Here is a 23,344-nt window from a genome sequence, read left to right as displayed (position 1 = left end):
TCAGGCCGCCTCGTCGACCAGCAAGGCGCCGGTCGGCAACCGCCCCATGACGGAAATGGCCTGCGAGGCCGCCGTGACGTCGGCCATCGGCGTCGAGTTGAGCGTCGCGACCATGACGATCTCGTCGACCATGGCGACCAGCGGCGAGGCGTTGAGATTGTCGGCCAGCGCGCCGCCGTCGACGACGACGAGGTCGAAGTTGCGGCCGGCCTGGGCCAGCATGTGCTGCGTGAAATAGACGCCCTGCGCCTCGGAGAAGACGGCCGTCTGCCGGCCCCTGCCCAGCACCGCGACATTGCTGCCGGCCGTGTACTGGCTCAACGCCTCGAAGGCATATTCGCCGCGCAGCACGTCGAGGAGACCGGGCAGCGGCTCCTTCTTGCCGCTGCCGGCATTGGTGTCGATGAACAGGACACGGCTGCCCCTGGCAGCCGCGGCATTGGCGAGCAGGCGTGCCACCCGGCTCCGATGCACGGCGTCCTCGGGCGGCGACGTCAGCAATATGGACGGCACCAGCGGCCAGTTCGGCGGACGCCGGCTGGAGGCGAACAGGCGCCTCAGCGCCAGGCCCGCGACCGCATCCGTCTTCTGCCCTGCAGCAGTGGCGGCGCCGAAAGGCCACCAGCGGCGACGGGATGATTTCGCCGGCAGCACGCCAAACACCGGCGCGTCGATGGCCGATTGCATCTGCGCGCTGGAAAGCACGGTCGGCGAGGAATATTCCGCGATCAGCGCCAGCGCGGTGCCGAGCCCCAGCCCGCCGAAGAGGGCGCCGAAAAGCAGCAGCGGCAAAGGCGGCCAGCTCTTCTTCAAGGCGGGCATGGCGTTGGAGATGATGCGCGCATTGGTGCTGTCGACATTGATCTGCTCGCGCGTTTCCTGCGCCCGCTGCAGATAGGTGGCGTAGACGGAGCGCACCGCCTCGAGATCGCGCTGCAATTCGCGCAGCTTGACCGAAGCCTGGTCGGTGTCGAGCGACTTGCTCTTCATGCCGGCGACCTTGGCCTCCAGCGCCTGCTGGTTGGCCAGCGCCCGCTCATAGTCGGTTTCGGCGGCAGCGCCGATGCGGCGGAGTTCACGCGCGATGAGCGCGCGCGTGTCGCGCAGTTGCTGCTGGGCGGCGATCATCGAGGGGTGGCGCGGCCCGAGTTCGGTGCCGAGCTGCGAGACCTGGTCGACAAGCGTCGCCTCCTGCGCCCGCAGGCTCGAAATCACCGACGAGCGCATCGCTTCCGATGTGGCGTCCGGCGCGCCGCCGGACCGGCGCAGCTGGTCGACCTGTGCCTTCAGCGTCGCGGTGCGGCTCTGCGCGGCCGAGAGCTGCGTGTTGATCTCGGTCAGTTCCTGGTCGCTGACCAGATTGCCCGCCGCCATCACCATGTTGTTGGCGGACTTGTAGGCCTCGACGGCGTTCTCGGCCTTCTGCACGCGCTTGCGCTGCTCATCCAGCCGCGCGGTGATGGAATCGGAGGCGTCCGTGGCCATCTTGGCGCGCGCGCTCGCCTGGTCGGCCAGATAGGCCTGCGCGATGGCATTGGCGAGCTTCGCCGCCTTGTCGGCGCTCTTGGCGGTGACGATCACGTCGAGGACCAGCACCTTGTCGGCCCGCTTCACCGCCAGCCGCCGGCGCAGTGCATCGAGCGTCTTGCCCGTCCTGTCGGTTTCGGCCGAGCCCGAGCCCAGCACGCCGCCAAGCAAACGGCTCAACAACCCGCCCTGCCCGTTGAATTCCGGATCGTCGGTCAGGTTGGTTGCCTGGATGGCCTTGAGCAGCACGCCCGTCGACTGGACGACACTGACCTGGCTTTCCACCATGGTGATGCCGCCATCGGGCGGAACACGGCTCGGATTGACGTCGTTGGTCACCACCTGCAGGTCTTGCGGATCGATGAGGATTTCCGAAACCGAACTGTAAAGCGCCGGCGTGAGCAATCCATAGGCCAGCGTCGCAAGCGTCAGCAGCGCGGCGGTGGCGAGGATCAGGAAACGGCGGCGCACCAATATGCGCTTCAGGTCACCCAGTTCGACGGTCGAGGATGAATAGGTCGCCATCGGCACCGGCTCCGGGGCATATTGCATCGCCTCCGGAGCGTTTTGTTGCGGCAACGAGAGCAGGGATGATTGCAAAGGTCGCTCCGACAACACTCCATGTGCCTGCAAAGATTAAATTGCGGCTTCAGCCTAGCTATTCCTTCAACTGTTAAAACACTGTTAATTATGTTGGGAGCTCTTCTGATTTTTGGCAGGGCGTTTACGCATTTTTGGCACGGAGTTTGCGTAATATTAGGCACAGGCGCTGATACGGGCGCGAGCGAGCAGGAGACGAATGGAAATGGGGCAGCACATCAGTCCAGCCCCGCCGTGCGCCCATCTCCCCTGCCCTGATATCGAACACCGGCCAGATACAAGACATCACGACGCCAGGGGTGCGACATGCAAGTGAGCCTGCGCCTGGACGGCGAATGTGTCCGTGCTTTCCACCTGACGCTGCTGCAGCGGCTGGCGGCCCTGGCGCAGGTCGAGCTTTCCGTCGACGCCAGGCCGGCCGGGGGCGGCATTCCAGGCAGCGCCGCGGCGCTGTTCCAGCTTGAAACGGTCCTCCATGGCCTGCCGGCGGACGGGCTTGCCAAGCGCCTGCCGCTGTCGGCGCTCGCGCCCTATCGCACGCAGCCGCCCGCCTCTCCCGATCTGGTGATCGACCTCTGCGGCGACGTGAGCCTGGAAGGAGCGCGGGTCTGGCGCGTCACCTATGACGGCGCCGCCGGCGAAGCGGCTCTGCTGGCGCTGATCCTCGACGGCCGCACGCCGATTGCCCGCATCGAGGAGAGCGGCACCACTGTTGCCGAAGGACGCCTGGGCACCGAATATGGCGGCATCGCGCTGGCCTCCTTCCAGGACATGCTGGCGCGCACCGCAAGCTTGATCCTGGCGGCAATGCCCCCCTCAGCAATGAATGGCGCGGCGCGAGCCGTGCCCGCGCTGCCGGAGCCGGCGCAAGCCGGTCCCTCGCCGCAGATACCCTCGCCCACCAAGCTTGGCATCAGAGCGGGCAAGGCGCTGGCGCGGCGCATCGTCCAGAAGATCTACCACCTCTGCTATAACGCCCCGCACTGGAAGGTCGGCTGGCGCCAGACCAATGGCCGCGACCTCTACGACCTGCGCGCCCATCCGGCATCCGGCTGGCAGGTGCTGCCCGACGACGGCAGCCGCTTCTACGCCGACCCGTTTCCGATCCTGTATCAGGGACAGGTCACCCTGTTCGTCGAGGACTATATCCACCGTCTGGGCCGGGCCATCATCTCCGCCGTGCCGTTCGGCCCGTCGGGGCCGATCGGACGTCCCGAGCCGGTGCTCGACCTGCCCTATCACCTCTCCTACCCCTTCGTCTTCGAGCGCGACGGCGAGGTCTGGATGGTGCCGGAAAGCTGCGCCAACCGCACGGTCGACCTCTACCGGGCGACAGCCTTTCCCGGCGGCTGGGTCAAGGAAGCAACGCTGCTGTCCGACATCGTCGCCAGCGACGCCACGCTGGTCGAACATGGCGGGCGCTGGTGGCTGTTCGCCACCGTCCGCGACGGCGGCGGCGCTTTCTCCGACGCGCTGCATCTGTGGTCGGCGCCGGACTTTCGCGGCCCCTGGACGCCGCATGCCAAAAATCCCGTTTTGGTCGACATCGCCTCGGCGCGGCCGGCCGGCCGCATGGTCGCGCGCGGCAACGATCTGCTGCGTCCGGTGCAGGATTGCCGCAGGAGTTATGGCGCCGCCCTTGGCATCGCACGCGTCGCTCACCTTGATTTGAACGGCATGGAGCAGGTCGTCGAGACCATCTTAACTCCTGGCGCGCTATGGAATGGGCGCAAGCTGCACACGCTCAACGAGGCGGGCGGCCTGGAATTCATCGATGGCTCGGCCATCGCGCCGCGCTGGAAACAACAGGCCCGGCGTTAAGGTAAACAAGTGTTGCTACCGGGCACGCGCATGGGTTGCTTGAGGTTGATAGAAGGCTGGAAGATATTTTCCACCACAGATTGTGGAGAGAAACATGACCAGCAGAAAGGGCAGTGACATGACCCCCGCTGAACCTGCCCCGGCTGAAGTCGACGTGGCGATCATTGGCGCCGGAATGGCCGGCACCACCCTGGCAACGGTGTTGGGAAACGCCGGCCGCAAGGTGGCGCTGATCGACCCGCACCGCGTCCATCACGACGAGTTCCGGGCCGAGAAGATCGGCGCGAACCAGATGCAACTGTTCGAGAAACTCGGTCTCGACAAGATGGTCATGCCTCTCGTCACCCCGTTTACCGACATCGATGTCTTCCGCCTCGGTCAATTCTTCGCGCGTGAAAAGAAGTGGGAATACGCATTTTCCTACGGCGCGCTGATCAATGGCCTGCGCGATGCCTTGCCCTCGCAGGTACCGCTAACGGTCGGCAAGGTAACCGAGGTCTCGACCGGACCGGACCGGCAGCGGCTTGTGCTGGCCGACGGGAGCGTCATCAATGCCCGCCTGCTGGTGGTGGCCACCGGCTACAGCGAATTGGTGCGGCGCGCCATCGGCGTCGAGCGCATCGAACTGTCGAAGGCGCATTCGCTGTCGATGGGGTTCGACCTCGCCATTGCGCCGCGTGATTGCGCCTATCAAGCCGTCACTTGTTACGGCAAGCGGGCCTCGGACCGCGTCGCCTATCTCACCGTCTTTCCCATCGGCAACAGGATGCGGGCGAACATGTTCGTCTATCGCACCGTCGCCGACCAGTGGACGCGGGATTTCCGCACCGATCCGCAAAAGATGCTTTGCGAACTGATGCCCGAAATAGCGGCGCAGTGCGGCAACTTCGAAGTGGCGAGCCCCGTCGAGGTCAGGCAGGTCAATCTGACCACGACGCAAGGCCATCGTCGCGACGGCGTCGTCTTCATTGGCGATGCATTCGTGACGACATGCCCGACGCCAGGCGTCGGCATCGGGCGGGTCATGATCGATGTCGATCAGCTCCATTCGGTTCATATTCCGCGCTGGCTGGAAACGCCAGGCATGGCGGCTGACAAGATCGGCGCTTTCTATGACGACCCGGTCAAGGTGGCATCCGATGAGGAAGGCATGCGTGTTAGCATCTACGCCAAGCAGATCACCACCGAAACCGGACTGGAATGGCGCGTACGGCGCCTGCGCAACAACACGGCACGGCAGCTGATGATCCTCGGCCGCAAGGTGCGCCAACTGGCACCGCGGCGGCAGCCCGGCATGGCGTGAGGGTCTTCCCCCTCACCCCAATTGCAGCCCCGCTCTCCTCGCCTCCTCGCGCAGGAACGGCAGCCCGACGCCGATCACATCGTCTGGGTTCTCCGCCACCGGCCGCCACACCGCCAGCCCGCCGGCAATGTCGACATCGACATGGTTCATGCTTTCCAGCGTAATCGCGCCGGTATAGCCGATGGCGGCGATGGCCTTCATGCAGGCCGCCCAGTTGAGCATGCCGCGCCCCGGCACGCCGCGATTGGCTTCGGAGACATGGACATAGCCGAGATAGGGTGCCGCCGCCTTGAAGCCGGCCTCGAAACTCTCCTCCTCGATATGCATGTGGTAGGTATCGAGATGGATGAAGATGTTATCGGCGCCGACGCGCTCGATGATCCGCGTTGCGTCGATGCCGCGGTTGATCAGATGCGTCTCGTAGCGGTTGCAAGGCTCGATGCCGAGCTTCAACCCATGCGCCTTGGCGGCCTTGGCCGCGCGGACCAGGAAGCGGCACATGCCGTCGATCTCTTCTTCGGTCGGCGCGCGTCCGGACGTCTTGCCAATCGTGCCATAGGTGACACCGCCCAGCGCTTTACTGCCCACCGCTTCGCAGACGCCGAAGGCCGGCTCGAGAAAGGCCAGCGCCTCGTCCGGCCGTGCCACGACGTCGAGTGAAGCAGGCAGGCCAAGCGACGGAATAAGCTCGACATTCCACCGGTCAGCGAAAGCGCGCGTGCGCAGAGTGTCGATCTCCTCGGGGCGCAGCAACGGGATTTCCAAGAGGCCGATGCCGAGCCCCTTCAGCCGCTCCATCTGCGGCTCGATCAGGTCGAGGTCCCAGACCGCGGCGATGGCGAAAGTGTGCAGTCCAAAGGTATTCATCTCAGCCTCTCTGTTCGTGCGCCGCGCCGCCACCGCCGATGGGGGGCTATGTTCGGTTTCCGGAATGCGGGCCGCTGCCTGGCGAGCCAACGGATTCCCGCATCAAAACCCGGCAAGGCTCGAGCCGCGCTCTCGGCGGCCCCTCCTCGCCTTCAATCCTGGCAAACAGCGCCTCCATGGCGTGGCCGGCGATCTGCCGCACCGGCTGCACCACGGCGGCGATGGCCGGCCATGTCACCTGCATCCATTCGGCATCGTCGAAGCCGACCAGCGAAATGTCGTTGGGACAGTGCCAGCCGCGGCGGCGGAACTCCGACAGCGCCACCAGCGTGCCCTTGAGGAACAGCGAATAGACCGCCGTCGGGCGCTCGCCTTTCGCGAAATAGTCGCGCAACTGCGCCCTGAGCGGCTCGACACCGGTTTCGGCAAGCACAACATCGATGCGCACATCCGGCGCCAGGTGCAGCGCGGTGGTGCGAAACCCGTCGAGACGGGCGCGCACCGTCGCCGCCTGCTCGCCGAGGCCGACGACCAATATGTGGCGGTGGCCCTTGCCGATCAGTTGGCTCGCCACTTCGGCGCTGGCCGCGGCACTGTCGGCCGACACGGTGTCGAAGGCGTCGTCGGACAGCACGCGATCGATCAGCACGCCGGTCATGCCGTTGGCCTTCATGAAGGCGGCCGCCGGGCCGTGCTCGTTGCGCACCGGCGCCAGCACCACGCCGGCGACGCGCCAGTCATGCATGCGGGCCAGGATTTCCGTTTCGCGTTCTTCCGATTCGCGGCTCGACGCCGCCACCAGCGTGTAGCCGCGCTGCTCGGCCAGGCTCTCGAGCTGAGTAACCATCTGGCCGAAGAACTCGCTTTCGAATTCCGGCATGATGGCGCCGATGATGCGGCGCTTGGCCCGGCGCAAGTCGGAGGCCAGCGGATCGACGCGGTAACCCAGATGCTCGATGGCATCGAGGACGCGCTGCGCATTCTCGGGCTTGACCGTGGTGACGCCGGCCATGACCTTGGAGACGGTGGCGGCGGACACGCCGGCACGGCGGGCCACGTCGTGGATCGACGGACGCCGCTGCTGGTCCCGCCTATGCGCCATGGCTCCTCCTCCCGAGGCGCGGACAAAGGCATTTTCTGTCCGCTGGAGAAATGAGTAAATCGATTTTTCGCAGTTGTAAATCGGTTCATCGGCGGTATTTTAGCCGCCGAACCACATGTCGCCCAAAAACTATACAGCGGTTTTGGGACAACCACATGTGCAAAGCAAAAACGCGCGCTAGCATCGCGTCGGGAGGAATCGTCATGCCAAACAAGGATTTGCCGCTGGTCATTAGCGCGCCGGAACCACGCTCGCTCGAGCTGATCTTCACGCCACCGCAGCTGGCGCGCTTCAAGGCGAAATACCGCATCGTCGAGACGACGGACGATGGCTTCGCCAGGCTGCCGGCCGATGTGCTTGACGAGGCCCGCTACATCCTCGGCCAGCCGCCGATATCGCCGCAGACGCTGGACAGGATGAAGGCGCTGCGCTGCGTTTTCAATGTCGAGACCAACCTCCTCAACAACATGCCTTACGAGACGCTGTTCGCCCGTGGCATCCATGTCGTCACCACCGGCCTCGTCTTCGCCGAGCCGGTGGCCGAGCTTGGCCTTGCCATGGCGCTCAACCTTGCCCGCAATATTGTCGATGCCGATCTTGCCTTCCGCAAGGGCGAGGAGCTGTGGGGCGGCGACGGCAATCTGACGGCGCGGCTCTTGTCGGGCGCCGATGTCGGCATCATCGGCTTCGGCGATCTCGGCCGTGCGCTGAACCGGCTGCTGTCGGGCTTCCGCACCCGCACGAAAGTCTTCGATCCCTGGCTGCCGCCATCGATCCTGATCGACAATGGTGTCGAGCCGGCCTCGCTCGACGAGGTGCTGACGCAGAGCGACTTCATCTTCGTCGTCGCCTCGGTGACCTCCGAGAACCAGGGCTTTCTTGGCGCGGACGCTTTCGCTGGCATGCGCAAGGGCGCTGCCTTCATCCTGCTCAGCCGCGCCGGCGTCGTCGATTTTCCCGCGCTGATGGCGGCGGTGAAGAGCGGCCACATCGTCGCCGCCAGCGACGTCTTCCCGGAAGAGCCGCTGGCGCAGGATCATCCCGTGCGTGCCCTCCCCGGCTTCCTGCGCTCGGCCCACCGCGCCGGTGCGCTCGACATCGCCTTCAAGCGCATGGGCGACATGGTTTTGGAGGACATGGACCTGATCGACCGTGGCCTGCCGCCGCTGCGCTCCAAGCGTGCCGAGCGCGAGACGGTGTCGAGGATGCGCTCCAAGCCGGTGGACAGGAATTGAGGGCAACCGAGCATCGTTTCCGCACCCGTATTTACGCCGTCCTGGCTGCTCGCTTGACAATGAGCCGGCATGCAACGACCTTCCACCCTTCGAACGGGAGAAGGACTCGGATGCGAAAGACCTATGACAAGCCGACACTCGTCAAGCGACAGAAGCTGTCGGCGGTGACGGCGCAGGAAGCGATCTCGGGCCCAATCGGCCCAGCCGGCTAGTTCTCGACCCTCGATAGCAGCAAATGCCTGCTCGCTCGGCCCAGCCGCGCGGCTAACAACGGACCGAGGCCCCGGCCATCGGAACCTTTTCCGCAGCGTTTGCGTTTTTTATCCGGATCGTATCCCATTCGATCCGTTGATCCTCCAATCAACACCCCGTCAGGCTCCTGCCGGCGGGGTTTTTTGCGTCTGTTTGCGGCGACAAGAATGTTGGCCATCGCTTCTTCTGGCACGAAATCCAGCCATTTTGCGCTATTTTGTGGGGTTTTAGCATCAGCAAGCCCTAAAACAACGAACGCCTCGCCACTCAGGGACGGAAACGTTTTGACACCGCGTTTTCCCCAGCGTCATGTGCGCTGTCTAACGTTTGGGTAAGGGGAAATAAATGAAGAAAAACTACGCAAAACCGACACTTTTGAAACGCCAGAAACTGTCGTCAGTTACCGCGCAACTTTGTCCAATCTCGCAGTGCGCAGACTGAAATCATCATGCGCCCGGGGCTACGGGCGCTTTGTTGAGACCTCAATAACAATAGCCCGGGACGGTGCTCGCCTCGGGCATATCAGAACGGGGGATTGCATGAAAAAGACCTACCAGAAGCCAGTTTTGGTGAAGCGTGACAGGCTGTCGGCTGTGACCGCCGACTGCACCCCGTCGAACCCTTGCCAAAGCTGATCTCACACAGAGGATAGGCCATGAAGAAAACCTACGCCAAGCCGACGCTTTTGAAGCGCGAGAAACTCTCGGCGGTCACCGCGGGTAGCTGCACCTCGATTTGCATCTGAACCGCCGGGCCTGTCGAAGAGCTGAAGCTTGAGACATAGGCGAGGTCTTGCGACCTCGCGCCAGCAAGACCGGCACGATCGATCCCGCTCTGGGGAGGCGGCTTCCTGTTGTGATGGAACGATCATGGCGCCGTGAAGTTTTCCAGACAGCCGGGCGGTGGGACGCCCGGTGTACTCCAGAAGGCCCGTCACGATTCGCGTCGGTGGCGGGCCTTTTCGTTTTGCTTGGTTCTCTCCACGGCATGCGGAACTTTCCAAACAAAGCGACGTTGGTCTCCGCAAACAATCCGCGAAAGGAACTCCCATGGGAAGCACCAGCGACAAGGCATCGGGTCTCGCCAATCAGGCCGTCGGCAAGGCCAAGGAAGGCGTCGGCAAGGCCGTCGGCAATGACCGCCTGCGCGCCGAAGGCGCGGCACAGGAAGCCAAGGGCAAGGTCCAGAAGGCTGTCGGCGACGCGAAGTCGGCCGTCAAGGACGCAACCAACAAGACCGCCGCCGCGATCAACAAGAACCTCTGAGGGTTCCTCACTCTTGAAGAGACGATTGAAGGCCGCCGTGCGAACCGGCGGCCTTCTTCATTTGCGGATCTGAAATCGGCAGGGAACGCATTGCCATCCCGGAGATTGAGGAACCAGCGCAGCCCGCGCATTGGTCCCAGGGATTTTCAGTCATGGCGAAGCAAGCATCCACACCGGCCGCGACAGCCGCGACCATCCACGATCAGAAACTGAAGCGCGGCGCAGGCGGCGAACTGCACCAGACCGCCTCCGGTTCGACAGAGGTGCTGACCACGGCGCAGGGCGGCCCTGTCGCCGACGACCAGAACTCGCTGAAGATCGGTGCCCGCGGGCCAACCGTGCTCGAAGACTTCCACTTCCGCGAAAAGATCTTCCATTTCGATCACGAGCGCATTCCCGAGCGCGTCGTCCATGCGCGCGGCTATGGCGCTCACGGCTATTTCGAAACCTATGAATCGCTGGCCAAATACACGCGCGCCGACATCTTCCAGCGCGCCGGTGAAAAGACGCCGGCTTTCGTACGCTTCTCCACCGTTGCCGGCAACAAGGGCTCCGCCGACCTTGCCCGCGACGTGCGCGGCTTCGCCGTCAAACTCTACACGCAGGAAGGCAATTGGGACATTGTCGGCAACAACATGCCGGTGTTCTTCATCCAGGATGCGATCAAGTTTCCCGACCTGATCCATGCGGCAAAAGCCGAGCCCAACAGCGACTTCCCGCAGGCGCAGACGGCGCACGACAATTTCTGGGACTTCATCTCGCTCACGCCGGAAAGCATGCACATGATCATGTGGGCGATGTCGGACCGCGCCATCCCGCGCTCGCTGCGCTTCATGGAAGGCTTCGGCGTCCACACCTTCCGGCTGCTCAACGCCAAGGATGAATCGACCTTCGTGAAGTTCCTCTGGAAGCCGAAGCTCGGCATGCAGTCCGTCGCCTGGAACGAGGCGGTCAAGATCAACGGCGCCGACCCCGACTTCCACCGCCGCGATCTCTGGGACGCGATCCATGCCGGCAATTTTCCGGAATGGGAATTGCAGCTGCAGCTGTTCGACCAGGCCTTCGCCGACAGTTTCGACTTCGACATCCTCGACCCGACCAAACTCATTCCCGAAGAGGTGCTGCGGCCGATCGCGGTCGGTCGCCCTGGTGCTCGATCGCATGCCCGACAATTTCTTCGCCGAGACCGAGCAGGTGGCGTTCATGACGCAGAACGTGCCGCCCGGCGTCGACTTCTCCAACGACCCGCTGTTGCAGGGCCGGAATTTCTCCTATCTCGACACGCAGATCAAACGGCTGGGCAGCACCAACTTCACCCATCTGCCGATCAACGCGCCCAAATGCCCCTTCCACAATTTCCAGCAGGATGGGCACATGGCGATGCGCAACCCGGTCGGCCGCGCCAACTACCAGCCCAATTCATGGAATGAAGGCCCGCGGGAATCCCCGTCCAAGGGGTTCCGGTCCTTTGCCGAAGTCGAAGCCGGACCGAAGGCCCGTTTGCGGTCGGAAACCTTTGCCGATCATTACAGCCAGGCGCGCCAGTTCTACATCAGCCAGCAGCCCGTCGAGCAAGGGCACATCGCCGCCGCACTGACCTTCGAGCTGAGCAAGGTGCAAACGCCTGTTATTCGGGAGCGCATCGTTTCCCACCTTCTCAACATCGATGATGCGCTGGCTCGCAAGGTGGCGGATGCGCTCGGCTTGAAGGCGATGCCGAAGCCTGCCGATGCGGCGGTGCCGACGCGCCGGGATCTCCCTGCGTCGGACGCGCTCAGCATCCTCAAGAACGGCCCCGGCCGTTTCGAGGGCCGCAAGCTCGGCATATTGGTGACCGACGGCACGGACGCTGCTTTGCTCAATGCCCTGAAGCAGGCGCTGACCAAGGCCGGCGCCAAGTTCGAGATCATCGCGCCGAAGGTCGGCGGCGCCAAGGCGAGCGACGGCACCTGGATCGACGCACAGCAGATGATCGCGGGCGCGCCATCGGTTCTCTATGACGCGGTCGCGCTTTTGCCGGCGAAACCCGCAATGGCCGACCTGCTGAAGGAATCCACCGCCCGCGACTTCGTTGCTGACGCCTTCGCGCATTGCAAGTTCATCGGCTTCGTCGAAGCGGCGGCACCCCTGTTGGACAAGGCGGGCATTGTCGGGGACGAGGCGGTCATTGCGCTGGCATCGCCCAAGGATGTCGCGGGCTTCGTCACCAGGCTCGGCGAGTTGCGCTTCTGGGCACGCGAGCCGAAGGTGAAGTTGGGCTGACTTCGAACATAGCTCGGTCGGCTCGAGAGCAAAGGCGCCGTGACCAAGTAGGCACGGCGGCTTCGCCCTTTCGACAGGGCTTGCGTATATAAGCGGTATGTCGGTCCTCGATTCTGCGAAGCAATGGACGCGCAACATCAAGCGCGATGTCGTGGCACTCTGGCTTGCCGCGCGTGATCCGCGCGTTCCATGGTATGCAAAGGCCACTGCTGGCGCGGTCGCGGCCTACGCTCTAAGCCCTATCGACCTGATACCGGACTTCATTCCGATCATCGGCTATCTGGACGACCTCATCATTGTGCCGCTCGGCATCATGCTTGCCGTCAAGCTGGTGCCGGCCGATCTCATGCAAGAGTTTCGAGACGAAGCGACACGCCGCGCCAAGCCGGTAAGCAAGGCAGGGCTGGCGTTCATGGTCGCGGTCTGGATACTGGCGGCGCTTGTGTTGCTCTGGCTGTTCTGGCCGAAGCCAGCCTAGGTTGCGCGACTTCGATTCGGGGCGCGCGAAGGAAGCCTTGGGCGGATGGAGCTGGTCCACCGCCAGCGGGTCCTGCTTCAGCATGTCAAAACCGAAATAGTTGAACCCACCCTCTCGGCGAAAGTCAGGATGGACCGGAGGCCTGCAGTCTCGTCAGTTGCTTCTCGGCTTCTTCGACAGCGTTTGCCATCAGCCTGTCGAAGTCGATCATCGCCTCGAGATGACCATGGTCGACGATGGATTTCCGCAGCATCCGCATTGCCAGGATCGCCTCCGCCATCGCCTGTTCGATACTGACCACCAAATAAACCTTTCTGGAAGCGTGCGGTTCCGCGCGGGCGTGCCAGGGTGCGCACGGCAAACAAGACGGCATTTGCCAAACCGGTACCTGCCTGGTCTCGCATCGATGCGACGAGGTGCGCCTTAGACGTCCGAAGGGGCACTCTTCGTCATGTCGGCCTGGTTCGGAAAATCCGCCTGAGAATGTCGCGCGCGATCTCGGCCCGATGCCTATCCTGGCCGCGCAACTCAACCCCACCCAGCTTTGCCGGCGCGCCGCCCTTGTGGTCCCATACCATCCAGTTGCCGGAATTCTCCTTCAGGCACTCGAATCTGTCCCCTGGCATCAGGCAGATCTATCTCTCTGCATCAGCGTCTCCATTCACAGGCCCGCAATCGAGGTATTGTCACCGATGGCCATGCCGGCTTGGGTTTGGATGGTGGCCGTGTCCCGTATCGGCCAAGGCGGCATCCGAAATCCGCCGCGTCGCGAGGCTAGCGAGTTGCCGGTGACCGAACAATGAAGAAGGTCGCTTGGTACGTTTCCGAACAGTTCGCGGGACTGGCTAACCGATTGTCGGAAGCGTACAGTTGCCCTGTCGCCGGCCGTTGAATGGGCGCTGGCGCTTGAAAGAGTCGTTCGCGCTTTCGCCCCACCGATGGGAGAAACGCGATGATGCCAAACGGTTCGGCGGACTCAAATCAGCTTTCGATCCTGGCCAAAGTGCTCGACGAGTATTGTCGCCAGGCCGGCATTGGTGCCGGTCACGCGGCGCGGGAGCGGCTTGGCCGCCGCGTCATGGAGCTGTTCCAGGGCGGCATGGACAAGTCCGCGGAATTGCATGCCGCCATGAACGCCAGCTATGCCGAATGGCTGGGCGAGGTTGATCGCCTGTCTTCATCTTCACAACAGCCTGTCTTGTGGGCGATTGACCCGGCAATCACGGAACCATCCCCTGCCGAGACTGTTGATTCAGGTGGCGGCGGAGCATTGCGCTTCCCTCAAGCTGATGGTGCGGATCACTCCGCCATTTCGTCGCCACGCCCCCTCTGAGAAGATATTCAGAAAAGCCAATTCGGCACGGGTAGAAGACGGACGCCGTCGCGCCGAAGCCTGGCAAGCGCGGCTTACAAAAAGGCCGCCTAGAGGAAAGCCATTCTAGAGGAATGACTCGCTAACCGATTGTCGGAAGCGTACAATGCACTATCGGCGATCAGGCCAAGGGCTTCGCTGATTGAGAGACATATCGCACTCTCGCCCGTGAGGCGTTGAGATGTTGAAACGTACTCCCCAAAGCGAGTTCCTGAGTCCGGACGACTTGGCTATCTGCCAGCGTGTATTCGATAAAGTATGCGCCGACTGCAAATGGAATAGCGCGTCCAGCGATGCCGAAGGGTTGGCGATCGTCGTAATATCTGTCTTTCAACACGGTCTATTCAACGAAGTTGATCTGCTCGCAGAGATGCAGGCGCGGCGCCATGATTTCGAGCGGCGCACCGGCTGACACAGCCGTAGGAGATGGCGCGGGCACTTTTCGAATTTCAAACTGAGACGCCACACCCGCACGGAATGACTCGCTATCGGAATGTCGAAAGCGTACAGTTCTCCTGTCGCTAGCCACTGAACGGGCGCTGGCGCTTGAGAGTGTCGATCGTACTCCCGCCCCTGCGGGAGCTACGCGATGAACTACGAAATCCCAAAATCGACTGTCACCGGCCAGGCACTGGCTGGCGAGACCGCCTCTGCGTCAACATTTCAAAATGGACTCTTGCGCAGGATGAGCGCGGATGATCTTGCGCTGCTTGAGCCGAGTTTGCGCCCTGTAGCCCTTCCGCTCAGAATGCCGCTTGTCACGCCCGGCGTCCCGATTGAAGCTGTCTATTTCATCGAGCACGGTATTGCGTCGGTGGTCGCGCGCACATCCAGCGGACACGAGGCGGAGATCGGGTTCATTGGCTATGAGGGGATGACTGGGGCTTCGCTGGTGATGGCCGACGACCGCTCGCCACAAGCCTGCTTCGTGCAACTCGAAGGCGAGGCAATGCGCATCGACGCAAGCAGCTTTGTCGCGGCTCTGACGGGTAGCCCCACCTTGCGAATGTTCCTGCTGCGCTTTGTCAATTCTTTGCATATCCAGACCGGGTGCACCGCGCTCGTCAACGCGCGACTGAGGTTGACGGTCCGGCTGGCGCGGTGGTTGCTGATGTGCGACGACCGCGTCGTGGGCGTGCGGTTTTCCATTACCCACGAATTCCTCGCCACGATGCTCGGCGTAAGGCGGCCAGGCGTCACCGTCGCCCTGCAGGAACTGGAAGGTCTTGCCCTGATCCGGTCACGCCGGGGTGAGGTCATCATCATGGACCGGCCCGGACTGATTGCGCTGGCCAGTGGCGGATATGGGGTGCCGGAAGCTGAATATACCAGGCTTTTTGGAGCAATCGGCTCGGGGCTGAATTGACTGGCTAATGGATTGTCGGAAGCGTACAATTCCCAGGTCGTCCGCCGTCTACGGCACACGGACGCTTGGGAGCCAAATCAGGTGCTTTCGCCCTTTCGGGAGGAGAGTCATGGCTGAAGCAGAACAACCTATTCCGGATGGCGTCGAAGTCACCGAGACCATGGGCGAATGGCGTGTTCGGGTCGTCATCAACGGCAATGTGCACTTGAGCACGTTTGATGTGGAATCCTACGCCCGGTCCTTTGCCGATAGCCAGCGCATGCGCGTGGGGCTGACCCGGCTCGCTTCGCGCATTTGATGCGAATTGCCCGCGCCGCCTAGATTGTCGGTTTGGTACCAATAGCAACCAAAGAAATGTCGGAACCGTACGGTTTTCACAAAAGTAAACATCGAAGTTTATTGAAATTGAATATTATTAGACTGATGCGTCATAGTTAATAGACGGCGCCTTGTTTAAGTGCTTAGTCAAGATGTCATCAGCTTTTGCACGGGCGCTGGTGCTTGAGAGCGCTTAACATTCTCCCGCCCAAGCGGGAGCTATGCAGTGACCGTCAACCGGCCAAACATGTTTTCGGGAATTCCCATCGAGCGAAGTGACGGCACCATTTCGGTGCTTTGTACACTTCCCCAAATGGCGCACGCCTTGGCAAACGACTGGCCGTCCAATGGCCCGATGTTTCTGGCGGCACTTGCCGCCCTGGTTGGGGAACGGGTGGGACGCTGCAGCACAAGGGAGGCCCACCGGGCTTTCATTGCGGCCGCGGTCGAAGCCGATTGTCTTCCCGACAGCTACATGAAGGAGTGAACGCGAAATGCCCATCACCCTGCGCACGACACTTTGCGAGACGAGAGATGCGCTGCACGTGCTGCGACGGGCTTTGTTTGTCCGCGGGCATATCGAAGCCATGGAAGAGATCGATTCTCTCATAGGCGTCGCCCAAGACAAGGCAGTCCACGCGATCGGCAACATCGACCGGGCGGAGATAAGAAAGCCTGTCCTGGTGGCGGTCGCACATCCGGCGGAGCCGGCAGATATTGTTCTGCCGATTGCGCAGCCGAAGAACCTTGGCGAGCTTCGGGAACAGGGCATGGGCCTCAGCGCGTATTGCGGCAATGCACGCTGCGGTCATCTGCGTTCGCTGGATCTCGATGGCCTGATCGAGACCTACGGCACCCACTACGATTTCAACACCGAAAGGCGGCTGGCATCGAAGCTCGTCTGCAAACGGTGCCAGCATGTTGGAGGGAGATTGGTCGTCGTTTCCGATAAAAGGCCCCGCTATTGAAAACGGGACGACGGACTAACCTCTGAGCCGCTCGTGCTTTTCGTGCGCGGACGGAACCTCTTGGCCGACAGCCCGTTCCTGGTAGCGCCTCGGAAGCCCCTCAGCCGAAAAAGGCGCCGGAAAGTTAGTCAAACAACTTTTCATTGAGCCCGCCACTGACCCCTCCGTGGCGGGCTTACATTTGTCGGTTTCGTACCAAGCCTCGCTATCCGATTGTCGGAAGCGTACAGTGTTGTTGTCGCTGGCCACTGAACGGGCGCTGGCGCTTGAGAGTGTACATCGTACTCCCGCCCTGAGGGAGTCAGACGATGAACGACCACACCGACAGCCCGGTCTCTGCCCTCGATTTCCATACCCTTCGCAGCGCATTCAGAAGTTTGGTCGCCGAAGGCTTGTTGCCTGAAGCCATATGGGTGCGCCATGCCGAGGAAATGGTCAGGGAGCTGACCGGATCGAGTGTTGTCGACCCCGAGATTGTCCTTCAGATCATCCGCAAGTGACGCCCAGGATGCATTGGCAAGTGCAGTCAATTGCAGCTCGGGCGGCGCGGCCGAAGCCAAACACCAGCCGTTCGGCGAAACGTTCCGACGCTACCCAGCCAAATACAGCCTGGTATTAATCCTTCGCAGGGCAAGCCCTATGGGGAGCGGAGTGCCGCCTGTCGATATGGCCCATTGAACCTGTCACATCAGCGTAACAATTCGCGGGTAGTTGCTAGGAGCCTACTAACTCCTCCAGCCCCGCCAGCTTCGTCCCAAGAAGGCGGGGCAGTTTTTTTCAAGACGCCGCGTCCGAATCCAGCTTTGACCGTATGGTATTGATGGCATCCACGATGGCGTCGGCAGTCGGCTGGTCGATCGCGATATCCAACAATCCTTCAGTTGTCTCGATCGAGAGAATGCCAAGAGGACCGTTCTCATCCCTGACGGTGCTGACGTGGATTTCGGTCGGCACGAAAGGTTGCGCCTTTTTTACCGTACGCTTCATTGGGTACTCAGTTGCCTAGGCCGCGCGGCGACAATCGCGCAATGCGGCAACAAGTTCAAGCGGAGGCCATTGCCTATCCAGCGGTAGGAGGCCGCACCGGTCCTGTGGTGTTCCACCGGATGAACTCGACTTCCTTCCCGGTGACTTCCCGCACGGCTTTCAACAGCACCTCATGCAGAACACGCGTTGCCCGGTAGTGGTCGCAATGTGGCGATATGAACGGCTTGATGATGCTTAGGTGCAGCGCTTCCGCTGCCACCAGAAAGCGCTCGATTTCAGCCTGCGATAACTGCTTTGACGGTTTCGACCTAGCCATTGCGATCTCCTACGAGAATCGCCCCACCTAGGATTATCGTCCTACATACGGGAGGCTGGGTAAAGTCGCACCTGGCCTGAAAGCTCAGGATCAGACCGCGGCATCGACGGATTGCAGACGGTTGAGGAGTTCCAGCAGGTTGGTGTGTTTCACAGGCTTCTCTCATCGCACGATGCCGAGAGGCCGGTCCGATTAACGGATCGCTCTTGTCAAAAGATTGCTATCAGGCAATGACCAGATGAATTGTCGGAAACGTACAATCCAGGCTCAGGCGGCGCGGCCATACTCGTTCTGGACGATGTCGAGAAGCAGGCCGTCATTGTCCCAACCGACAGGCTCTTTCAGCCGCCAATCGCAACCCGAGCGGTCGAACACGATCGGTGCCGAATAGAGCTGAGCGAAGCCAAGCACCAGCCGTTCGGCGTCAGCGATCGACAGGTCGCCGTGGCGGTCGGCCAGTTGAGCGGCCAGGACCGGAACGTTGACGATTCCATACTCGTAGATTGTCTTGACCAGCGTGTGATTCAGGTCGTCACGCAGTTCGACCGGGTAATGATGCATGGCAAACTCCTGTCCGAAGGACTGGGTTTTCCCTCACTTTCACCATGCGCCAGGCGATTCGTTAAAGCAAGACAAATCTCAACAAATCATTAATAAAATCAATTAGTTAGTATGTTTAGCCGGTGACGCAACCGAGGCACTTTGAGTAGCTGATGCAACAAATGTATTTGGCTACCTCGGAACCAAATAGGCCATTGGCAGATTGTGAGACAGATAAGTCACTTACTCATTCGGCTCACCGGCTGGATTGCCGGAAGCAGGAGGCCATGATGACCGACAATCTTGAACGCCCCGAACGGCTGCAGGTGATGCTGAACGAAGAGGAATTCGCGGCGCTCGACACATGGCGTTTCGACAAGCGCATGCCGAGCCGCGCGGCTGCCGTGCGTGAGTTGCTGCGCCGTGGCCTGGCCGCCGACGGCTTTCTGCATGCCAACAGCGGCACCCGTTCGGCCGATTTCGGTCTTCTGAGCGGCGAACAGGGCGCCGGCAAGACCAAGCGTGCGGATGGGTGAGGATATCAGCCTATCGCGCCGACGGCGGCGCGATGGCGTCCGCCGGGGCTTCGAAGTTTAAAACCTCGACCAGCATTTCGACAGGCGCGGTCAGGCCCTTGAGGGTGGCATGGATGCCCAACGTCAGCGCAGCAAGGTGATCTTCAGCCTTGCTATTGTCGTCCGCCAGCTTGGCGGTGAGCGGCTGCTTCACTTGGATGATCCACTCGATGAAGCCGGTATCGACGTGAGGACTGCCGGTGAGGTCGCGCATCATCGCCTTGGCGTGCTCGACCCATTCTGCTTCAGGCAGTTGCAGCTCGGCGATCGATGCCTTGAAGGCTTTTCTCAAAATGTGAGAATCGTGAGCGGATCTGATGCCGCCCGGGCCTCGGTCGTCTTCCATCTCATGTCTCCGGCAGGGCGGGAGTACAAGACACTCTCAAGCAAGGCTGGAACATGCCGACCCGAAGGAAATCAAGGCGAAGCTCGTTAAGCTCGAGGAAGAAGCGGCGCAAAGCGCCGCTGAGCAGGCTTAGCCGGTGTTCTACCGATCACTGGCGTCCATTGAAGGCGGTTCCAGACGTGCCCGCTGAGGCACATCGTCAGCGTTCATCTGGGTGCCTGGACAAAAATCCAACCGCCCAGCCCAAGGATAGCGCTAAGCCAAGTCCGAGAACGAGTGCAGCCAGAAACCACATATGAGGTGTTTTCCTCCCGATGCACGAGCAGGAATTCGAAGCGCCGCCAGAGGCGGCGATATCTACTTGCGCAAGATCCAGTCGACAATGTCGTCGTCGACATCGTCAATCTCGGTCAGTTCGCGTGCCAGCAGTCTTGCATTTTGGCGCCTATTCCTTTCAGCGACGCGTCTTTCCACGACCGATCGTCTAAAGGCGCCGCGAAGGATCTCGCAGTCGAACGCCGTTACCCTGTTGCCTGAATGGTCCTCTGCCATGTCAGTCTCCGCATCGTGGCGGGAGCACCTGAGTTGGCTACCAAGCGTCCGTATGCCGTGAAAGGCGGACGACTTACAGAGTGTACGCTTTCGTACCGAGATTGCCAGTCAATTTGCAATGGGGAACGTTGCCATCGCTTCATGGTTGTAGCCTGAGGAAGGGGCTACCGGTGTCAGATCAACCAAGCGTTGTCGAGACCCTGCGCGTCGTCAGGGGGCTGTTGAGCCTTGCACGCAAGGCGGTCATCGACGCTCGCCATATTGAGGCTATGATCGAGATCGATACGCTTATGCATGTCGCACAGGCGGAAGTAGACAAGCGGATTACGATCCTGGAACGGGCCGCTGGTTTGTCCAAGCGATAGACTGCAAGCGGTGGCGTGGCTTCAGGCATGCTTTCGGAAAATCCCCGGGACCAATCCGAGCGTACAGCCGTCCGGCCGTTAGCCGGCGGATTTTCTCCACCATCCTCCAAAGCAGGCGTTCCCGCGAAATGTTGGTTTCGTACCAAGGGGCGGTTGGTACGTTTCCGACACTAACTTTGACGTCGATCTTTTCGTATGCGAACGGCAGTGGGGGACGCCGTGCATCGAATTCCAGACCGTATTCCTAGGTTTCTTCGTTCAAAGTCCCTATGTCTAGGCGATCGTCGGCACGTTGATACGGGCGCGGACGGCTGGGAGATCGGATGGCTCTTGCCCTGCATTGGGCCGCGCCATGATTAAATCCGATTTCGACCGAAATCATCGATACCGAAACCAGCTGCTGCTGCGCATGAGCGCGGATGATCTCGCCTTGCTGGAGCCGCACATGCAGCGTTGCGAATTGCCGCTGCGCATGATGCTTGTCACGCCCCATCTCCCGATCGAGGCGGTCTATTTTCCCGAACAGGGCATTGGCTCGGTTGTCGCCAGGACGGCGAGCGGCCACGAGGCAGAGGTCGGCTTCATCGGCTTCGAAGGCATGACCGGAACCGCCCTGGTAATGGGCGACGACCGTTCGGCGCATGCGTGCTTCGTACAGCTCGAAGGCGAAGCCATCCGTATCGATGCCGCACCTTTCAACGCAGCCCTTGCGGCAAGCCAGACCTTGCGCCTATTCCTGCTGCGTTTCGTCAACGCCCTGCACACCCAAGCCGGCTGTACGGCGCTGGTCAACGCAAGGCTGAAACTCGAGGAGCGGCTGGCGCGCTGGCTGCTGATGTGCGACGACCGGGTACCCGGCGAACGCCTTGCCATCACCCACGAATTCCTGTCCATCATGCTTGGCGTGCGGCGGCCCGGCGTCACCGTCGCGCTGCAATTGCTGGAAGGCCGCGCGCTGATCCGCTCGCGCCGCGGCGAGATCGTCATTCGCGACCGCGCCGGGCTGCTGGAACTCGCCAATGGCGGTTACGGCGAACCCGAAGCCGAATATACCAGGCTGATCGGAACGATCATGCCCGGCTGATCGGCCAGCACCTGTCCGGCTGACATATCAGGCGTCAGCGTTCTCGCCGGACGTCCCCGCATCCGACGCCACGGCATTTGCACCACGCCCGATCTCGTCGCTTGCCTCCACAACCACCAGCCGCGCTGGCGGCGGATAGGCAGGCATGCTGACCTGGTGCCACAATCCGTCGAACTCTTCCGCCGTGCCCGGATGCTCGAAGAATGGCACGCGCGGATCGAGCGGCGTCACGTCGAGGCGCTGCCCGGTCAGAGGGTTCTCGACGATGACATGCTTGTCGAGAATGTCGCCTGGAGACATCAGCCAGCCGCGCACCACCCGCCAGTCCGGATGTTCAGCGACAAAATCATGGCTGTTCTCATGCGCGTCGTAGCCCTCCATGGGAGACGAACCCAACCTGGCATATCTGTAAGGGATCAAGACCGCCGCGCGGCTGCCGGCGCGAAGTCTGGCGAAAAGGCTCAAGGCAAGCGCCGCACGCGCATCGCTGCCTTGCCGGCGTCCGGCTTTACCACTCTTGCCTGCAAGCGGGCAACAGCGCCGCTTGCGCCGACCGGCGCATCCCTGCCAACCGGCCCATCCCTGCCAACAGGCATGCCGGCATGCTCCAGGCCGGCGAGCTTGCACTTCGTCTGCTCGGCCGCCGCGCCGATCAGGCAATCGATGGTGAACATGGCGCCGGCGTGATTGCTTGCCGCGACCGCCTCGCGGATTTTGCTCAATTGAGCGTGAGTATAGTCGAGAAGATCGATCAGCTCTGCATGGTCCAAAGCACTCTCCATCATTCGATGTCGAGAGGCCGATCTAGGTCGCTCTTCGTCCCAAAATACGCCCATTCGCCTGGATTGCATAGGCGCATAGTACGAAACCGTACAATTTGCGTATTTCCGCAACAACCAAGGAATGGCGACCAATAGCCGTCACGTATTGGCCAAAGGTCCCATTCGCGGCAGCGCGATGTTGTGCGAGATTGCCGCAATATAAGCAATTGCTGAAAAATGGTCCGAACGGCTGTCGAGGGGCGTATCGTGCCAATCCGCAAGAATCTTGCCGCGAATCTGCGACGGCTGGTCTCCGGCCATGCGTCGGTGGCTGCCGTATGCCGCGGATTGAGCATGAACCGCACGCAGTTCGAGCGCTATCTGCAAGGCAAGAGCGTGCCCAACCGGGCGACGGCGAAGCTGATCTGCGCCTATTTCCGCATCGATGAGGATGAATTGTACCGCGCGCCAAAAGCCGCCGCGCCCGAACACCCGTTGCTGTCATCGCTCCACCAGACGCTCTACGAGAACATGGTGCGCGGCCCAGCTCCCGCCATCGCAGGAGGCACCTATTTCACCTATTTCGCGGTTCCGGATCGTCCCGACCTTCTGATGCGGTCGGTCACCTTCGTGCGGCGCGAGGCCGAGCTGGTGACCTTCAGGCGCGTCACCCGCTGGGCCGAGGGCCATCGCCAGGGCGGAGCGCGCGTGCCCGGCTGGCATTATGGCGTAGCGATCTCACGCCTGAACTGGATCTATTTCGCCGGCATCAACCGGCGCCAGACCAGGGAGCCGTCGGTGATGGCCGTGCAATGGGCGCCGTTCTCGGAGCCGGTCCTGGTCGGCAGCGCCTTCGTCCTGACCGGGACGGGGCCAGTTAGCGTAAAGGTCATCATGCGCCAGGAGGTCGGCAGGATCAGCCTGAGGCAGGCGCTGCAGATGTCCGGCATCGTCAACCTCGACGACCCGCGCCTCGACCAGCTGGTGGCCAGCCTTGTGCGCGAAGGCCAAGCAATTCCAGAGACAGTGTGAAGCGGTTTACCGCGGGAATTGCGCCAAGCAAGACGGAGCGGTTCGGCGTT

At 61.9% G+C, this 23,344-nt stretch carries 31 protein-coding genes and 1 pseudogene; 19 read left to right on the top strand and 13 right to left on the bottom strand.

The window, feature by feature from the left end; all coding sequences use genetic code 11:
* Entirely contained in the window at window positions 1–2,052 is a 2,052-nt protein-coding gene (locus tag AC56QX_RS16350; protein ID WP_497117329.1) for a GumC family protein, read from the bottom strand.
* Between the two features lie 381 nt (window positions 2,053–2,433).
* Here AC56QX_RS16350 and AC56QX_RS16345 point away from each other — a divergent pair, with 381 nt between their 5' ends.
* Complete coding sequence (locus AC56QX_RS16345; protein ID WP_497117328.1) at window positions 2,434–3,948, top strand: glucosamine inositolphosphorylceramide transferase family protein; 1,515 nt, start codon at window positions 2,434–2,436, stop codon at window positions 3,946–3,948.
* A gap of 94 nt (window positions 3,949–4,042) precedes the next feature.
* A complete protein-coding gene (locus AC56QX_RS16340) occupies window positions 4,043–5,251 on the top strand; it encodes an FAD-dependent oxidoreductase (RefSeq protein ID WP_497117327.1) in 1,209 nt (402 codons plus the stop codon).
* Window positions 5,252–5,263: 12 nt separating this feature from the next.
* Here the strand turns inward: AC56QX_RS16340 and AC56QX_RS16335 are convergent, their stop codons facing one another.
* Window positions 5,264–6,118 carry a sugar phosphate isomerase/epimerase family protein gene (locus AC56QX_RS16335; protein WP_497117326.1) on the bottom strand — a complete coding sequence of 285 codons (855 nt, stop codon included), beginning with the start codon at window positions 6,116–6,118 and terminating at the stop codon, window positions 5,264–5,266.
* Between the two features lie 46 nt (window positions 6,119–6,164).
* Window positions 6,165–7,220 (bottom strand): LacI family DNA-binding transcriptional regulator, encoded by a 1,056-nt coding sequence (locus AC56QX_RS16330; protein ID WP_497117324.1) that lies wholly within the window; start codon window positions 7,218–7,220, stop codon window positions 6,165–6,167.
* A 203-nt stretch (window positions 7,221–7,423) separates the two neighbouring features.
* On the opposite strand from AC56QX_RS16330, the gene AC56QX_RS16325 reads away from it, so the two are divergent.
* From AC56QX_RS16325 to AC56QX_RS16300, 6 genes and pseudogenes are all read left to right on the top strand, one after another.
* On the top strand, window positions 7,424–8,455 hold the full coding sequence (locus AC56QX_RS16325; RefSeq protein WP_497117323.1) for a hydroxyacid dehydrogenase: 1,032 nt from the start codon (window positions 7,424–7,426) through the stop codon (window positions 8,453–8,455).
* A 110-nt stretch (window positions 8,456–8,565) separates the two neighbouring features.
* Entirely contained in the window at window positions 8,566–8,667 is a 102-nt protein-coding gene (locus AC56QX_RS16320; RefSeq protein ID WP_497117321.1) for a putative RiPP precursor, read from the top strand.
* Between the two features lie 695 nt (window positions 8,668–9,362).
* Window positions 9,363–9,452 carry a putative RiPP precursor gene (locus AC56QX_RS16315; protein WP_477445857.1) on the top strand — a complete coding sequence of 30 codons (90 nt, stop codon included), beginning with the start codon at window positions 9,363–9,365 and terminating at the stop codon, window positions 9,450–9,452.
* A 304-nt stretch (window positions 9,453–9,756) separates the two neighbouring features.
* Window positions 9,757–9,972 carry a CsbD family protein gene (locus tag AC56QX_RS16310; RefSeq protein WP_019859538.1) on the top strand — a complete coding sequence of 72 codons (216 nt, stop codon included), beginning with the start codon at window positions 9,757–9,759 and terminating at the stop codon, window positions 9,970–9,972.
* Window positions 9,973–10,124: 152 nt separating this feature from the next.
* Window positions 10,125–12,234 (top strand): annotated as a pseudogene (gene katE / locus AC56QX_RS16305) (catalase).
* A gap of 97 nt (window positions 12,235–12,331) precedes the next feature.
* Complete coding sequence (locus AC56QX_RS16300) at window positions 12,332–12,712, top strand: YkvA family protein (protein WP_497117320.1); 381 nt, start codon at window positions 12,332–12,334, stop codon at window positions 12,710–12,712.
* A gap of 124 nt (window positions 12,713–12,836) precedes the next feature.
* On the opposite strand, the gene AC56QX_RS16295 is transcribed toward AC56QX_RS16300, so the two are convergent.
* Together AC56QX_RS16295 and AC56QX_RS16290 are read right to left on the bottom strand one after the other, a co-directional pair.
* Entirely contained in the window at window positions 12,837–13,013 is a 177-nt protein-coding gene (locus AC56QX_RS16295) for a hypothetical protein (protein WP_497117318.1), read from the bottom strand.
* A 148-nt stretch (window positions 13,014–13,161) separates the two neighbouring features.
* Window positions 13,162–13,338: a hypothetical protein gene (locus AC56QX_RS16290; protein ID WP_497117316.1), complete on the bottom strand. Its 177-nt coding sequence runs from the start codon at window positions 13,336–13,338 to the stop codon at window positions 13,162–13,164.
* A 326-nt stretch (window positions 13,339–13,664) separates the two neighbouring features.
* On the opposite strand from AC56QX_RS16290, the gene AC56QX_RS16285 reads away from it, so the two are divergent.
* From AC56QX_RS16285 to AC56QX_RS16255, 7 genes are all read left to right on the top strand, one after another.
* Window positions 13,665–14,045 carry a hypothetical protein gene (locus AC56QX_RS16285; RefSeq protein ID WP_497117314.1) on the top strand — a complete coding sequence of 127 codons (381 nt, stop codon included), beginning with the start codon at window positions 13,665–13,667 and terminating at the stop codon, window positions 14,043–14,045.
* Between the two features lie 220 nt (window positions 14,046–14,265).
* The gene (locus tag AC56QX_RS16280; RefSeq protein WP_497117312.1) at window positions 14,266–14,496 is read left to right on the top strand and encodes a hypothetical protein; all 231 of its coding nucleotides are present in this window, start codon (window positions 14,266–14,268) and stop codon (window positions 14,494–14,496) included.
* A 273-nt stretch (window positions 14,497–14,769) separates the two neighbouring features.
* Complete coding sequence (locus tag AC56QX_RS16275) at window positions 14,770–15,450, top strand: Crp/Fnr family transcriptional regulator (protein ID WP_497117780.1); 681 nt, start codon at window positions 14,770–14,772, stop codon at window positions 15,448–15,450.
* 109 nt (window positions 15,451–15,559) lie between these two features.
* Window positions 15,560–15,748 (top strand): hypothetical protein, encoded by a 189-nt coding sequence (locus AC56QX_RS16270; protein WP_172226416.1) that lies wholly within the window; start codon window positions 15,560–15,562, stop codon window positions 15,746–15,748.
* A gap of 246 nt (window positions 15,749–15,994) precedes the next feature.
* Window positions 15,995–16,255 (top strand): DUF982 domain-containing protein, encoded by a 261-nt coding sequence (locus AC56QX_RS16265; RefSeq protein ID WP_497117310.1) that lies wholly within the window; start codon window positions 15,995–15,997, stop codon window positions 16,253–16,255.
* 7 nt (window positions 16,256–16,262) lie between these two features.
* Complete coding sequence (locus AC56QX_RS16260) at window positions 16,263–16,736, top strand: hypothetical protein (protein ID WP_497117309.1); 474 nt, start codon at window positions 16,263–16,265, stop codon at window positions 16,734–16,736.
* A 308-nt stretch (window positions 16,737–17,044) separates the two neighbouring features.
* The gene (locus AC56QX_RS16255) at window positions 17,045–17,236 is read left to right on the top strand and encodes a hypothetical protein (protein ID WP_497117307.1); all 192 of its coding nucleotides are present in this window, start codon (window positions 17,045–17,047) and stop codon (window positions 17,234–17,236) included.
* Between the two features lie 277 nt (window positions 17,237–17,513).
* Here AC56QX_RS16255 and AC56QX_RS16250 read toward each other — a convergent pair whose 3' ends face one another.
* From AC56QX_RS16250 to AC56QX_RS16240, 3 genes are all read right to left on the bottom strand, one after another.
* Window positions 17,514–17,723: a hypothetical protein gene (locus AC56QX_RS16250; protein ID WP_497117305.1), complete on the bottom strand. Its 210-nt coding sequence runs from the start codon at window positions 17,721–17,723 to the stop codon at window positions 17,514–17,516.
* A 73-nt stretch (window positions 17,724–17,796) separates the two neighbouring features.
* A complete protein-coding gene (locus AC56QX_RS16245) occupies window positions 17,797–18,039 on the bottom strand; it encodes a hypothetical protein (RefSeq protein WP_497117303.1) in 243 nt (80 codons plus the stop codon).
* Between the two features lie 267 nt (window positions 18,040–18,306).
* Window positions 18,307–18,600 carry a hypothetical protein gene (locus AC56QX_RS16240; protein ID WP_497117302.1) on the bottom strand — a complete coding sequence of 98 codons (294 nt, stop codon included), beginning with the start codon at window positions 18,598–18,600 and terminating at the stop codon, window positions 18,307–18,309.
* 269 nt (window positions 18,601–18,869) lie between these two features.
* Here AC56QX_RS16240 and AC56QX_RS16235 point away from each other — a divergent pair, with 269 nt between their 5' ends.
* Window positions 18,870–19,115 carry a hypothetical protein gene (locus AC56QX_RS16235; protein ID WP_497117301.1) on the top strand — a complete coding sequence of 82 codons (246 nt, stop codon included), beginning with the start codon at window positions 18,870–18,872 and terminating at the stop codon, window positions 19,113–19,115.
* Between the two features lie 10 nt (window positions 19,116–19,125).
* Here the strand turns inward: AC56QX_RS16235 and AC56QX_RS16230 are convergent, their stop codons facing one another.
* Window positions 19,126–19,500 carry a hypothetical protein gene (locus AC56QX_RS16230; protein ID WP_497117300.1) on the bottom strand — a complete coding sequence of 125 codons (375 nt, stop codon included), beginning with the start codon at window positions 19,498–19,500 and terminating at the stop codon, window positions 19,126–19,128.
* Window positions 19,501–19,857: 357 nt separating this feature from the next.
* Complete coding sequence (locus tag AC56QX_RS16225) at window positions 19,858–20,052, bottom strand: hypothetical protein (RefSeq protein WP_497117299.1); 195 nt, start codon at window positions 20,050–20,052, stop codon at window positions 19,858–19,860.
* Window positions 20,053–20,222: 170 nt separating this feature from the next.
* On the opposite strand from AC56QX_RS16225, the gene AC56QX_RS16220 reads away from it, so the two are divergent.
* Window positions 20,223–20,417: a hypothetical protein gene (locus AC56QX_RS16220; RefSeq protein WP_497117298.1), complete on the top strand. Its 195-nt coding sequence runs from the start codon at window positions 20,223–20,225 to the stop codon at window positions 20,415–20,417.
* A 409-nt stretch (window positions 20,418–20,826) separates the two neighbouring features.
* Window positions 20,827–21,501 (top strand): Crp/Fnr family transcriptional regulator, encoded by a 675-nt coding sequence (locus tag AC56QX_RS16215; protein WP_497117297.1) that lies wholly within the window; start codon window positions 20,827–20,829, stop codon window positions 21,499–21,501.
* Window positions 21,502–21,528: 27 nt separating this feature from the next.
* Here AC56QX_RS16215 and AC56QX_RS16210 read toward each other — a convergent pair whose 3' ends face one another.
* The 3 genes from AC56QX_RS16210 to AC56QX_RS16200 all read right to left on the bottom strand — a co-directional run bounded on the left by AC56QX_RS16210 (window position 21,529) and on the right by AC56QX_RS16200 (window position 22,583).
* A complete protein-coding gene (locus tag AC56QX_RS16210) occupies window positions 21,529–21,882 on the bottom strand; it encodes a hypothetical protein (protein WP_497117295.1) in 354 nt (117 codons plus the stop codon).
* A gap of 80 nt (window positions 21,883–21,962) precedes the next feature.
* Window positions 21,963–22,271 (bottom strand): hypothetical protein, encoded by a 309-nt coding sequence (locus AC56QX_RS16205; RefSeq protein WP_497117294.1) that lies wholly within the window; start codon window positions 22,269–22,271, stop codon window positions 21,963–21,965.
* Window positions 22,272–22,421: 150 nt separating this feature from the next.
* Window positions 22,422–22,583, bottom strand: coding sequence for a hypothetical protein (locus AC56QX_RS16200; RefSeq protein ID WP_497118085.1), 162 nt, complete (start codon window positions 22,581–22,583; stop codon window positions 22,422–22,424).
* On the opposite strand from AC56QX_RS16200, the gene AC56QX_RS16195 reads away from it, so the two are divergent.
* A complete protein-coding gene (locus tag AC56QX_RS16195; protein ID WP_497117292.1) occupies window positions 22,530–23,294 on the top strand; it encodes an XRE family transcriptional regulator in 765 nt (254 codons plus the stop codon). The two genes, AC56QX_RS16200 and AC56QX_RS16195, sit on opposite strands and share 54 nt — an antisense overlap.
* Window positions 23,295–23,344 lie beyond the last annotated feature (50 nt).

Source organism: Mesorhizobium sp. RCAM 06353, from assembly GCF_059683585.1.
Note: the sequence above shows the minus strand (reverse complement) of the source record. Positions and strands in the feature narration are given on the sequence as shown.